Here is a 12,604-nt window from a genome sequence, read left to right as displayed (position 1 = left end):
ACCTGCACGCGACGCGGGAGCGCTGGATCCGCGCAGCGCTAGCCGCCGCGCTGATGGCGCAAGCGCTGCGGCGGTGCGTTGAACGGATAATACGGATTGAGATCGCAGGTGGCGGAGCGGCCCGAAGCGGTGGCGCGGCACTGCGGCAGCGACGTGAAGGAGCAATCGTACCACTCCCCGCCCCCGCTGTTCGCACCGGAATAAACGTGCATGCAGATGGGATAGCGCGGATCAAAGGTTTGCGCATGCGACGGCGCGGCCGTGAGCAGCACACCGACGGTCATGATCAGGCCGAATGAGCGACGCATGAAAATTTCCCCCGAAGGCCGCATTGCGGATCGCTAGTGCACGTTCTTGTGGCGCCGGCGCGGCGGCGGCGGGGGTTGGTCGAACGCATAGTAGGGATTGACGTCGCAGCTTGCCGAGCGGCCCGAGGCCGTGGCGCGGCACTGCGGCAGCGAGGTGAAGGAGCAGTCGAAATAGTCGCCGCCGCCACCGCCGAAGCCGCCGGGCATGTAGACGTGCATGCACACCGGGTAACGTGGATCGTAGGTCTGGGCGCTGGCATCTGCCGCCACGAACAGCGTGGCAATCGCAGTGAGGGTCAGGATCGGCAAACGCATGGAGAAATCCTCGAATCGTTCATGTCGGCGGCCCGGATGCCGACGATCTCGTATGGCATAACACCACGGCAGAGGCGACCGTTCCTCAGCGCACATGACGCCAAGGTGAGTGTGGTCCGACCGCTACCCGCCGAGCCCCTGCAACACCAGCCGATTCAGCCTGGCCGCAAACGCGGCAGGGTCTTCCGGCAGCTCGCCGTCCAGGATCTGCGCCTGTTCGAGCAGGAGCAGGCTGAGGTCGTCGACCGCCTTCGAGCCGGCCTGAGCCTTGGTGATCGCTGTGACCAGCGGATGGCGCAGGTTGATCTCGAGGATCGGCTTGGTGCGCATGCCCCGGTTCTGCTGGGCCAGGATGCGCTCGAGCTCGCGGCTCGGTCCCTGGCTGTCGGCAACAAGGCAGGAGGCGGAGCTGGTGAGACGCGTCGATGCCTTGACGTCGCTGACGCGCTCGCCGAGCGCGGCCTTGATCACTGCGATGGTGGCGGCCTCGTCGGCGGCCGGCTCGTCCTTCTTCGCCTCGTCCGCCTCGTCGACGCGCGGGATCAGGTCGAGGTTGAGGTCGCCCTGGCTCAGCGACTTCAGCGGCTTGCCGTCGAACTCCGATGGCATCGAGGTCCAGAAGGCATCGACGGGATCGGACAGCAGCAGCACTTCGATGCCGCGCGCAGTCGCCGCCTCGAGCCTGGGGTTCGACTTCAGCCGCTCGATGCTGTCGCCGACGAGATAATAGATCTCGGTCTGGTTCGGCTTGAAATCGGCGATGACGTCCTTGAGCGAGCGCTTCTCGCCCGCAGTCGTGGTGAAACGCGACAGCGCGAGCAGCTTTTCGCGGCGTTCGAAATCCTCGTAGATGCCTTCCTTCAGCACCGCACCGAAGGCCTCCCAGATCTTCGCGAAGTTCTCCGGATCCTTCTCGGCAAGGCTTTCGAGCTCGGACAATACGCGGGTCGCCACGGCCTTGCGGATCTGCGCGAGCTGCGGATTGTTCTGAAGCATCTCGCGGGAGATGTTGAGCGGGAGATCCTCGCTGTCGACGACGCCGCGGATGAAGCGGAGGTAGCCCGGCAGCAGATCGGCATCGTCGGTGATGAAGACGCGGCGGACATACAGCTTGACGCGGCCCTTGCGGTTTGGCTCGAACAGGTCGAACGGTTTGGTCGAGGGCGCGAACAGCAGCACGGCGTAGGAGTAACGCCCCTCCGCGCGATAATGCAGCGTCATCGCGGGATCGTCGAAGGCGGAAGCGATCTGCTGATAGGCCTTCTTGTAGTCTTCCGGCGTGAGCTCGGATTTCGAACGCTGCCACAGCGCGCTTGCAGAATTGATCTGACGCGGTTCGCCCTCTTCGGGCACGAGTTCGATGGGGAAGAGGATGTTGTCAGAATAAGCGCCGACGATGCGCTCGATCTCGTAAGCTTCGAGGTATTTCTTCGCATCGTCCTTGAGATGCAGAACGATCTCGGTGCCGCGCTGCACGCGGGCCGCATCCTCCTCGCTGGCACGCGCGATCTCGAAGCCCGAGCCGCCCGAGGACGTCCAGGTCCAGACGTCGCTCTCGCCGGCGCGGCGGCTGACCACGACGATCTTGTCGGCGACCATGAAGGCGGAATAGAAGCCGACGCCGAACTGGCCGATCAGGCCGAGACCATCCTTGGCCTCCTTGAGCTTCGACACGAAAGCCTTGGTGCCGGAGCGGGCGATGGTGCCGAGGTGGTCGATCAGTTCCTGCCGCTCCATGCCGATTCCGTTGTCGGCGATCGCAAGCGTTCCGGCCGTCTTGTTCGGAATGATCCGGATCTTGAGCGCGTCGCCCTCGCCCAGCAGCGCCGGATTCGCGATCGCCTCATAGCGCAGCTTGTCGCAGGCGTCCGAAGCGTTGGAGACGAGTTCGCGCAGGAAGATATCGGTCTCGGAATAGACGGAGTGCACCATCAGGTGCAGAAGCTCGGAAACCTCGGCCTGGAAGGGCTGCGTATGCACAGCCGTGTCTGACGTCGTCATGCGTTTACCCGGTCAATCGAAAGGGGAAGAAACCCGGGATATAACGCGACGTGGCAGGGGATCAAGTAGATGTCAGCCATCGCCCTCCCGGCGGAGGGCGACTTGTCCGTGGCAAACGCCGATCAGGTCACACAGCGGCCGGGCTGGAGCAGTTTTGCGACCTCGGTCAGGGAGCTGACCATCGGCTCGCAGGCGATCGTCGGCTTTTTGCGGCTCTGCTTCTGGTCCGGGAGCAGCACCGGCGGCGGCTTGGCGTTGCCGGTCTCGATCACCGCGGGGACCCGCAGCAGCACCGACGTGTCGGCCAGATCGTTCAGCCGCATCGACACGGTGCGGGTCGGAACCTCCGCCTGCTTGATGTCGGCGAGCCGGTCGGCTTTGCTGGAGCGATTGACGTTATGGCCCGGCTTGTCAGCGACCGCCTGCCAGCGGTCGGCCAGATCATGGCCCGAGGCGAGCTGCACGGCGCCGACTTGGACGGCGCCAAGCGTCGCGGCGATCGCGACGGCGCCTAAAAATACCTTTTGAATCTGTGACATGGCTGTCGGTCCCTCGCCCCATGGCGATCGCGGGAACAACGCGAGGAGAGGACCCAGAGTTCTCAGTCGTTGAGATCACTTAACCGTGTGCGAAAAGGGCACGGTCCGCGCGAAAATTTCGCAACCGCCTGGAACGACTTTCGCGGACGGGAGTCGTCTCAACAGCCGGCTATTCCCCCCTGCCCCATAAGCCGGCGACGTAGGGCGCGACTGTGGTGATGCCAGTCGCGCCTTACTTTTGTCTGGAGTTCAGTTCGCCTTCCCCGCGAGCCACTCCCGCCCCTCCCCATAGAGCTTCTCGACCTCAGGCCCGGTCAGGCCCGGCATGTCGCGCTTGACCTTGTAGCCGATCAGCTCCTGCATGTAGGCGAGGTGGCGGTAGCCTTCCGGCAGCGCGGCAAGGGCTTTCTGGTCGAGCTGAAGTGTCGCGGCCGGGTCGACCGGGTCGATCCGGTCCTTCTCGTAAATCGGCTGGCGGCGGACGATGCCCCATTTTCCCTGCCGCTTCTCCAGGAAATCGTAGAAGCGCCCGGTGCAGACGACGTCGCAGGGCACGTCGTGCACCGGCGCGCGCTGCGAGATGGTCATCTTGGTCTGCGCGATGGCGCGCGCCCCCTCGAGATCGATATTGCAGCCGCCGAGGAAATGCAGGATGCGCACGCCCTTGGCGAACCCCTCCTGGCTCACCTTCATGAAATCCCGCGCCGGCCCCTGAAACCAGGTGGCGGACATCCAGCCCTCTTCATGCCAGACCGTGGCAAAGCGCTCCCAATCGCCGGCGTCGCGCCACACCGCCCAGTTCTCGACGAGGTCGCGGATGGCGAGGCGGTCGAGGAGTTGCTGGTCCATGAACACGTCTCCGATGGCACTGCGGCTGCAACGCGGCCGCTGCGCGAGGTATGAGCGGTGAATTCGATGGCCGTCAAGCGTGGCAACCTGATCAACGAAAATCCGGCGCACCTTGCAGCACGCCGGATCGGGATTTCGTCACATGCCGGGCGTAGGCGCTTCCTTACGCCGCCGGCACTTTCGGCGCGCGGTTGCGGGAGTTGCGCTGGAAGAACAGCGCCTGACTCGCCACCGCCGACACCATCGCCGGCTGGAATGGTTTCGAGATCAGGAACGCCGGCTCGGGACGCTCGCCGGTGAGGAAGCGTTCGGGATAGGCAGTGATGAACACCACCGGCACCTCAAAGGTGCGGAGCAGCTCGTTGACGGCGTCGAGGCCCGACGAGCCGTCGGCGAGCTGGATGTCGGCGAGGATCAGGCCGGGCCGCTTGTTCTTTGCCAGCGCGACCGCATCGGCGTGGGTGCGGGCGACGCCGACGACATTGTGGCCGAGATTCTTCACCAGGCTTTCGAGATCCATGGCGATGAAGGTCTCATCCTCGATGATCAGCACGTCGGTGGCGATCTCGGCGGCCATTTCACGGCCTGCGGCATCCGCGAGCCGGCGCGTCTCGCCGACGTCGGTGCCGAGAATGTAGCCGACCTCTTCTTCCGAAAAACCCTCCAGCGAGAGCAGCAGGAAGGCTTGCCGCGGCAACGGCGTGATGTTCGACAGCCGTCGCTCCGGCGGCATCGGCAGGTTCGTCACCTCGGAATCGTCGTTGACGGAAACGGAATTCCAGATCTGGGTGAACAGCCGGAACAGGCCGGCGCGCGGCCCGTGGCTCTCGTCGAGCACCGACGGATCTCCCAGCATGGCTTCCAACATGGCTGCGACATAGGCGTCACCGGAGGACTGGCTGCCCGTCAGGGCGCGTGCGTACCGGCGCAACAACGGCAAGTGTTCAGCAACGAGCTGTGAACGGGACATCCCCACTCCATATCATCTTCGGGCCGACCTTGACGTGCAGGCGTTAGGCGGGGGGCCCGGGTTCCCCTGCTGGGCTGATTACGCGTCAGACTGAGAAAAGTTCCGCATAGGGGCGGAACTTTTTCTCGCAGCTCGCATTGAGCCTATCCAGGGAACGGCTCCCGGTTGAGAGAACTTCTCGATTTTACAGTTACTTAACTCGGGGAAACGTGGAACAGGTCATGAAAGATCTCAAGTCTCAAGCCAGCAAAAGCACGACCCCCGGTAAGGGAGGGCTCACTCCGGAGATCCAGTCCCGGATCGGGCACCAGCTGCGCGCCATGTACGACGACGTGGTGCGGCAGGGGGTTCCGGACCGGTTCGCGGAACTGATCAAGAAACTTGATGCGCCGGGAGCGACACCCCAAGTGGAAAATGGTGGCGGTTCTAACGACAACAACAATGGGAGGGATTGATGCCTCTCACGGACTCCCTGCGTAACGACATCCTGGCGGCCGTGCCCAGTCTGCGCGCGTTCGCCATCTCGCTCAGCGGCAATGCCGATCGCGCCGACGATCTGGTCCAGGAGACGCTGTTGCGCGCGCTCGCCAACATCGACTCGTTCCAGCCAGGCTCCAATCTGCCGGCGTGGCTGTTCACGATCCTGCGCAACCTGTTCCGCTCCGACTATCGCAAGCGGCGGCGAGAAGTCGAGGACGCCGAAGGTAATTATGCCAAGACGCTGAAGACGCAGCCCTCGCAGAACGCCCATCTCGAGTTCGAGGAATTCCGCACGGCGCTCGACAAGCTTCCGCAGGACCAGCGTGAAGCGCTGATCCTCGTCGGCGCCTCCGGCTTCTCCTATGAGGATGCGGCTTCGATCTGCGGCTGCGCAGTGGGCACGATCAAGAGCCGCGTCAACCGTGCGCGCTCCAAGCTCGCGGCGCTGCTCTATGTCGACGGCGCCGAGGATTTCGGACCCGACGAGACCATTCGCGCCGTGATCGGCGGCAGCGGCGGCTGACGGCCGGCCTCAATCGGACTGAGACCGCGATGAAGGCGGCCGCTTCCAGCGGCCACCTTCGCACGTCTGACGTGATCACGTCTGAAACGTGATGCGGCGGCGCCTGCGCCGCATCGATTATTCGTCCACGAAGGTCACGGTCTCGGCCACGCTCGCACGCGACGTGCGGTAGCTGTTGACCTTGTGGGCGTTGTCGGCATAGCCGAACGAGATGCCGCAAACGATGCGGCGGTCAGCAGGCAGATTGAAATGGCGGCGGATCAGGCCGGAGTGGCGCGCCAACGCCGCCTGCGGAATCGTGCCCAGCCCGAGCGCCTGCGCGGCCAGCATGAAATTCGAGACATAGGCGCCGCAATCGATCGCACCGTAGATGCCGAGCGGCTCGTCGGTGTGGATGATGGCCACATGCGGCGCACCGAAGAAATTGTAGTTCTCCAGCGCCTGCTTGGCATAGGCCATCTTGTCTCCACGCGCGATCCCGAGCGTGTTGTAGAGCTGAAAACCGCTCTCGCGGCGGCGTTCGAGATAGGCGCCGAGATATTCGCGCGGCGGCGTGAAATCATAGTCGTCCCCGAGACCGCCCGAAGCCTCCTTGTAGATCAGCTTGCGGAAACGCTCCTTGGCCTCGCCGCTGGCGATGACGACCTGCCAGGGCTGGCTGTTGCACCAGGACGCCGTGCGCTGTGCGGTGGTCAGCAAATGTTCGATCGTCGCGCGATCGACTTCCTTGGCCAGGAAGGCACGCACCGAATAGCGCTCGTTGAGCAGCTCTTCGAGTACGCCGATCCGGTTGTTCTGATTGACTGCAGCGTCCATGGATCAGCTCGCACTTTTCTCGTAGGGTGGGCGAAGGCGCATAGCGCCGTGCCCACCGACAGACTTACCTCGGCGCATCTGCATATGGTAGGCACGCTTCGCTTTGCCCACCCGACGAGATGCAGCGAGAGGCTAGATCACCGTCCCTTGGTCGGGATCTTGTTATACGGCACGTCCTTGTCGACGCGGATGTCGCCCGGCAATCCCAGCACGCGCTCGGCGATGATGTTGCGCAAGATCTCGTCGGTGCCGCCTGCGATGCGCATCGAAGGCGAGGACAGCAGCATCTGCTGGAACTGGCCCTGCACGGTCTCCTCGTCCGCGCCGGTGAGAACGCCGGCCGCGCCCTGGAGGTCCATGGCATAGGTCGCGATGTCCTGCAGCATCATGCCCGAGACGAGCTTGCCGATCGAATTCTCCGGCCCCGGCCGCTCGCCCTTGGACAGCGCCGAGATCGCGCGGTAGCTCGTGTATTTCAACCCGCTCGACTTCACCGCCCAGCTCGCAAGTTTTGAGCGCACGGCGGGATCGTCGATGGCGAGACCATCCTCCAGCATCAGATTCGAGCAGAACTCGAACATCTCGGGGACGCCGGTCGCAAGCCGCGAACCGATCGACATGCGCTCGTTCATCAGCGTGGTCAGCGACACGCTCCAGCCCTCGCCGATGGCGCCCAGACGCTGGCTGTCGGGTATGACGACGTCGGTGAAATAGACCTCGTTGAACTCCTGCATGCCGTTGGCCTGCTTGATCGGGCGCACCTCGACGCCGGGGCTCTTCATGTCCAGGAAGAACATGGTGAGACCCTTGTGCTTGGGCACATTGGGATCGGTGCGCGCGATCAAAAGTCCGTAGTCGGAATAGTGCGCACCGGAGGTCCAGATCTTCTGGCCGTTGACGACCCAATCGTCGCCCTTCTTCTCCGCGCGTGTGCGCAAGCCGGCGACGTCAGACCCGGCCGACGGTTCGGAGAACAGCTGGCACCAAATCTCCTCGCCCGCGGCCAGCTTTGGCAAATGGCGCCGCTTGGCGTCCTCGCTGCCAAAAGCCATAACGGTTGGGCCGCACATGCCCTCGCCGATCTGAAACGGCTGCGTCAGCTTGCCGTAGACGCCTTCCTCCTGCTGCCAGATCACACGCTCGATCGGCGTCGCACCGCGGCCGCCATATTCCTTGGGCCAATGCAGGCAGGCCCAATTGCCTTCGGCCTTCTTCTTCTGCCAGGCCTTGCCGACATCGACGATGTCGTGGTTGGCGAGCCGGATGCGGCCAAGCGAGGATTTTGACAGCTCAGCCAAGAACTCCTTCGGCGCGTTGGCCTCGACCCATTTGCGCGCGGTCTCGCGGAATGCGGCTTCCTGCGGGGTGTCGTCGAAATTCATCTTCGAACTCTCCTCTCTCGTGCCCCGGACGCTGCTCAGCGCGAAGCGGTGCGCTGCAGAGCCGGGGCCATTGCAGCTTTCTGGGTCCCGGCTCTGCGGCGCGGTACTTCGTACCGCACCGCGTCCGGGACACGATCAGCCTCTTCCCTTCGTCGGGATCTTGTTGAACGGCACGTCCTTGTCGACCCTCATATCGCCGGGCAGGCCCAGCACCCGCTCGGCGATGATGTTCCGCATGATCTCGTCGGTGCCGCCTTCGACACGCGTGCCCGGCGCGCGCAGCAGCATCGCCTGGAAACGGCCGGCGAGTTCGGCATCTTCGCCGCTGACCACGCCGGCGGCGCCCTGCAAGTCAAGCGCGTAGGTGGCAACGTCCTGGATCATCGAGCCCGCCACCAGCTTGCCGATGGAGTTTTCCGGCCCCGGTCGCTCGCCCTTCGACAGCGCGGAAATCGCGCGCATGCTGGTGTATTTCAGCCCACTCGCCTTCACCGCCCAGTTCGCCAGCTTCGCACGCACCGCGCGGTCCTCGATTGCCGGGCCATCGTCCAGCATCAGGCTCGAGCAATAGTCGAACAGCTCGGGGAAGCCGGTCGAGACGGCCGCCCCGATCGCGCTGCGCTCGTTCATCAGCGTGGTCAGCGAGACGTTCCAGCCGTCACCGACCTCGCCGAGGCGCTGATGATCGGGAATGCGGACATTGGTGAAATAGACCTCGTTGAAGTCGGAAGCGCCGCTCGCCTGCTTGATCGGCCGCACCTCGACGCCCGGGCTCTTCATATCCAGGAAGAACATGGTGAGGCCCTTGTGCTTGGGCACGGTCGGATCGGAGCGGGTCAAGAGGATGCCGTAATCCGAGTAGTGCGCGCCCGACGTCCAGATCTTCTGGCCGTTGATCACCCAGTCATCGCCATCCTTCTCGGCGCGCGTGCGCAGGCCCGCGACGTCGGAGCCGCCGGCGGGCTCGGAGAACAGCTGGCACCAGACCTTTTCGCCGGAGGCGAGTGGCGGCAGATAGGCGCGCTTATGCTCCTCGCGCGCGAACGCCATCATGGTCGGCCCGCACATGCCGTGGCCGATGATGAACATGCGGGATAGCTGGCCAAACGGCCCCTCTTCCTGCTGCCAGATCACACGCTCGATCGGCGACGAACCGCGGCCACCATACTCCTTCGGCCAGTGCAGACAGGCCCACCCCGCATCTGCCTTCTTCTTCTGCCAGGCCTTTGCCACTTCCAGAATATTGGCGTTCTTCAATTGCGTCCGGCCGAGGGAGGACTTGCGAAGCTCTTCCTCATACTGCTTCGGTGCATTGGCCGCGATCCAGGCGCGAGCAGTGGCGCGAAATTCAGCTTCGTGCGGGGTATCGTCGAAGTTCATGACGTTGCCTTTGCCTACGCCGCGTTCTTCTTGCGTATGCGGTCGATCAACTGGTCTTCCCAATAGGACAGGCTGCCGAGCCCGAGCGCCATGGCGTTGGCGCGGCGGTAGTACATGTGACAGTCGAACTCCCAGGTGAATCCCATGCCGCCGTGGACATGGATGTTGTTCTTGGCGCAGTGCTGGAACGCCTGCGTCGCGCTGATGCGGGCCGCGGCAGCGGCTTCCGGCAGCTCCGCGGCGTTGGTCGAGAGCGCCCAGGCGCCGTAATAGCTATTGGAGCGCGCCAGCGTCGCCGACACATACATGTCCGCCAGCATGTGCTTGACGGCCTGGAACGAACCGATCTGTCGGCCGAAGGCGATGCGGTCGAGCGCGTAGTCGCGGCCCATCTCCAGCGCACGGTCGGAGCCGCCGACCTGCTCGAACGCGCAGAGCACCGCGGCGCGGTCGAGCACTTGAGTCAAGATGCTCCAGCCTTCGCCGGCCGCGCCCAGCGGCTCGGCCTTGCAATCCCTGAAAGTGATCTCGGCCTGCCCGCGGGTCGGATCGAGATTGGTCAGGCTTTTCACCTCGACGCCGCCGGCCTTGAGATCGACAATGAACAAGGAGATGTCGCCGTCACGTCCACTCGATCCCGTACGTGCCGCGACCACCGCAAAGTCGGCGATCGCGCCATCGGCGACCGGCTTCTTGACACCGTTGAGCACGCCATTCGCAGCCGTGAGCTTGACGTTCTTCGGCGAAGGGTTGCCCTTGCCCTCGAACAGCGCCAGCGTGCCGATCGCCTCGCCCGAGGCAATCGCCGGCAACCATTTCTTCTTCTGCGCGTCACTGCCTGCAATCAGCAGCGCTTCGGCAGCGAGATAGACCGTGGAGGAAAACGGCACCGGCGCGTTCGCCCGGCCCATCTCTTCAGCGATCACGCAAAGCTCGAGATGACCGGCGCCGGCGCCACCAAAATCCTCGGGAATAGCGACACCAAGAAAACCCATCTCGGCAAGGCCCTTCCAGAGCTCCTTGTCGTAGGGCGCCTTGCCGTCGAGGACTGCGCGCACCGCCTTGGGTGGGCACTTCTCGGTGAGGAATTTGCGCGCCTGATCGCGGAGCTGCTTCTGGTCGTCGGAGAAATCGAAGTTCATGGCGCGTATCCGTGTTGATGATGTCGATTACTTGAGAATGATAACGTCCTGGTCAGGCTTGTCCGCATAGAGCCGCTCGACCAGCGCGGCACGGCGCTCCAGGCCGGCGCGCTGGTTGATGTAGCCCTTGTCGGTGAGCTCGTTGCCGTCGATCGAGGGCGGCTCGGCCATCAGCATGGCACGCGCGATGATGCGGCTGCTGGCGCCTTCGCACTCCTTGTTGTGAGCCTCCAGCCCGCGCCTGAAGCAGGCGATTACCTCGGGATGCTTCACTGCATCCTCGAAGCTGAGATCTGCCTTGCCGACAAGTTGGCGGCAGGCATGCAGGTTCGGCCAGGCCAGCAGGCCGATGAAGGCGCGATCCTGCCCCGCGACCAGCGCATCATGCACGACGGGCGTCGCGGCCGCGATCGCATCGGTGCGCAGCGAGCCGACATGGACGAAGGTGCCGGTGGTCAGCTTGAAATCTTCCACCACGCGCCCGGCAAAGATGATGCCTTTCACCGGATCGGTGTCGTCGACGAAGATTCCGGCGTCACCGATGCAATAAAAACCTTCCTCGTCGAACATCTTCTTCGTCAGATCAGGCTGGCCGAAATAGCCCGGCGTGACGTTGACGCCGCGCAGACGCAGCTCGTATTTCGCGCCGCACGGCACCATCTTCAACTCGACGCCGGGGAACGGCAGGCCGATGAGGCCGACGCGCTCGGTGTCCCAATAGGTGCCGGTCGAGGTCGGCGCGGTCTCGGTCGAGCCCCAGCCGGTGTAGAACACGATGCGCTCGCCGGTGGTCTTCACGGCGAGAGCCTGCATGCGGTCGTAGAGATCATCCGGCAGCCGCGCGCCGCCATAGGCCATGATCGAGAGGTTCTTGAAGAAGGAACGGCACAGCGCGTCGTCCTTCTCCATGGCGGCGGCGAGCGCGGCATAGCCGGCGGGCACGTTGGCGTAGTAGGTCGGCGAGATCTCGCGCAGATTGCGCAACGTCTCATCGAATTGGCCCGGCATCGGCCGGCCGTCATCGATATAGAGTGTGCCGCCATCGACCAGGATCGGGTGGAACGCCGCGTTGCCGCCCATGGTGTGGTTCCAGGGCATCCAATCCAGCATGGTCGAGATCGGACCGCTGGGATCGCGCGGCCGCACCTGCATCATCATCGCCGCATTGGCGCACATCATCGCTTGCGTGTTGATGACGGCCTTGGGCATGCCGGTCGAGCCTGACGTGAACAGCAGTTTGCCGACCGTCTCAGGCTTGATCTTCGCGATCGACGCTTCGACATCGGCAGTCACGGCCGTCGCCGCGAGCTCGGCAAAGCCGACGCTCTCGATACCCTCGCAGGGCCGCAAGACGTGAACGACGGTGACGCCGGTGAGATCGAGCGCTTTCAGCGCCTTCTCGAAGGTCGGGCCGTCCTGCACCATCACCACGCCGGGCTTGATCAGGTCGAACAGGTATTTCAGCTTGATGTGATCATGGCTCATCAAGGAGTAGGCCGGCGAGACCGGCGCGGCCGGGACGCGAGCCTGCATCGCGGCCTGCGTCATCAGCGCGTGCTCGATCGAATTGCCGGAGAGGATCGTGACCGGTCGGCCGTCAAGCGCGAGATTGAGCAGGCCTTGCGTCAGCGCATCCACGGAGCGTTTGGCTTCGCCATAGGACAATTTGCGCCATTCGCGGCTGGGGCCGCCGCGCTGGGCAAGCCAGATCCGCTCCGGCGCTTCCTTCGCCCATTTTGCCAGCGAAGCCGGGATATGCTTCTCGTAGGTCTGCAGCGGGATCCGCGACTTCAGCACCACCGTGCCGTCGTCGCGGCGCTCGACGTCGATGTCGCGCGCAAGCCACTCGACCTTGCGAAAGGCGGGCTTCGTCATCACCGCGGCCGCGCTTCCACTCAT

At 64.1% G+C, this 12,604-nt stretch carries 13 protein-coding genes; 2 read left to right on the top strand and 11 right to left on the bottom strand.

Annotated features, from left to right (window positions below; translation table 11 throughout):
- Nucleotides 1-38: 38 nt before the first annotated feature.
- The 6 genes from ABIC03_RS22790 to ABIC03_RS22765 form a co-directional block, all read right to left on the bottom strand.
- The gene (locus ABIC03_RS22790; protein WP_354061231.1) at nucleotides 39-308 is read right to left on the bottom strand and encodes a DUF3551 domain-containing protein; all 270 of its coding nucleotides are present in this window, start codon (nucleotides 306-308) and stop codon (nucleotides 39-41) included.
- 33 nt (nucleotides 309-341) lie between these two features.
- Nucleotides 342-623 carry a DUF3551 domain-containing protein gene (locus tag ABIC03_RS22785; RefSeq protein WP_275170973.1) on the bottom strand — a complete coding sequence of 94 codons (282 nt, stop codon included), beginning with the start codon at nucleotides 621-623 and terminating at the stop codon, nucleotides 342-344.
- A 123-nt stretch (nucleotides 624-746) separates the two neighbouring features.
- Complete coding sequence (htpG, locus tag ABIC03_RS22780) at nucleotides 747-2,624, bottom strand: molecular chaperone HtpG (protein WP_354061229.1); 1,878 nt, start codon at nucleotides 2,622-2,624, stop codon at nucleotides 747-749.
- A 122-nt stretch (nucleotides 2,625-2,746) separates the two neighbouring features.
- Entirely contained in the window at nucleotides 2,747-3,163 is a 417-nt protein-coding gene (locus tag ABIC03_RS22775; RefSeq protein WP_354061227.1) for a hypothetical protein, read from the bottom strand.
- Between the two features lie 249 nt (nucleotides 3,164-3,412).
- A complete protein-coding gene (locus tag ABIC03_RS22770) occupies nucleotides 3,413-4,012 on the bottom strand; it encodes a nuclear transport factor 2 family protein (protein WP_354061225.1) in 600 nt (199 codons plus the stop codon).
- A gap of 163 nt (nucleotides 4,013-4,175) precedes the next feature.
- A complete protein-coding gene (locus tag ABIC03_RS22765) occupies nucleotides 4,176-4,982 on the bottom strand; it encodes a response regulator (RefSeq protein WP_007597237.1) in 807 nt (268 codons plus the stop codon).
- 221 nt (nucleotides 4,983-5,203) lie between these two features.
- Here ABIC03_RS22765 and ABIC03_RS22760 point away from each other — a divergent pair, with 221 nt between their 5' ends.
- Both ABIC03_RS22760 and ABIC03_RS22755 read left to right on the top strand, forming a co-directional pair.
- The gene (locus ABIC03_RS22760; protein WP_007597239.1) at nucleotides 5,204-5,437 is read left to right on the top strand and encodes a NepR family anti-sigma factor; all 234 of its coding nucleotides are present in this window, start codon (nucleotides 5,204-5,206) and stop codon (nucleotides 5,435-5,437) included.
- Nucleotides 5,437-5,985 (top strand): sigma-70 family RNA polymerase sigma factor, encoded by a 549-nt coding sequence (locus ABIC03_RS22755; protein WP_007597240.1) that lies wholly within the window; start codon nucleotides 5,437-5,439, stop codon nucleotides 5,983-5,985. The genes ABIC03_RS22760 and ABIC03_RS22755 overlap by 1 nt, the downstream gene beginning before the upstream one ends.
- A gap of 117 nt (nucleotides 5,986-6,102) precedes the next feature.
- Here the strand turns inward: ABIC03_RS22755 and ABIC03_RS22750 are convergent, their stop codons facing one another.
- From ABIC03_RS22750 to ABIC03_RS22730, 5 genes are all read right to left on the bottom strand, one after another.
- Nucleotides 6,103-6,801, bottom strand: coding sequence for a nitroreductase (locus ABIC03_RS22750; protein ID WP_354061222.1), 699 nt, complete (start codon nucleotides 6,799-6,801; stop codon nucleotides 6,103-6,105).
- Between the two features lie 137 nt (nucleotides 6,802-6,938).
- Complete coding sequence (locus tag ABIC03_RS22745) at nucleotides 6,939-8,183, bottom strand: acyl-CoA dehydrogenase (RefSeq protein ID WP_354061220.1); 1,245 nt, start codon at nucleotides 8,181-8,183, stop codon at nucleotides 6,939-6,941.
- A 135-nt stretch (nucleotides 8,184-8,318) separates the two neighbouring features.
- Nucleotides 8,319-9,563: an acyl-CoA dehydrogenase gene (locus ABIC03_RS22740; RefSeq protein ID WP_354061218.1), complete on the bottom strand. Its 1,245-nt coding sequence runs from the start codon at nucleotides 9,561-9,563 to the stop codon at nucleotides 8,319-8,321.
- Between the two features lie 14 nt (nucleotides 9,564-9,577).
- Nucleotides 9,578-10,705 (bottom strand): acyl-CoA dehydrogenase family protein, encoded by a 1,128-nt coding sequence (locus ABIC03_RS22735; protein ID WP_354061216.1) that lies wholly within the window; start codon nucleotides 10,703-10,705, stop codon nucleotides 9,578-9,580.
- Nucleotides 10,706-10,732: 27 nt separating this feature from the next.
- Complete coding sequence (locus ABIC03_RS22730) at nucleotides 10,733-12,604, bottom strand: AMP-binding protein (RefSeq protein ID WP_354061214.1); 1,872 nt, start codon at nucleotides 12,602-12,604, stop codon at nucleotides 10,733-10,735.

Origin of the sequence: Bradyrhizobium sp. RT6a (assembly GCF_040547675.1) — a bacterium.
GTDB lineage: Bacteria > Pseudomonadota > Alphaproteobacteria > Rhizobiales > Xanthobacteraceae > Bradyrhizobium.
The sequence above is the reverse complement of the archived record's forward strand: the minus strand, read 5'-3'. Positions and strand labels throughout refer to the sequence as shown.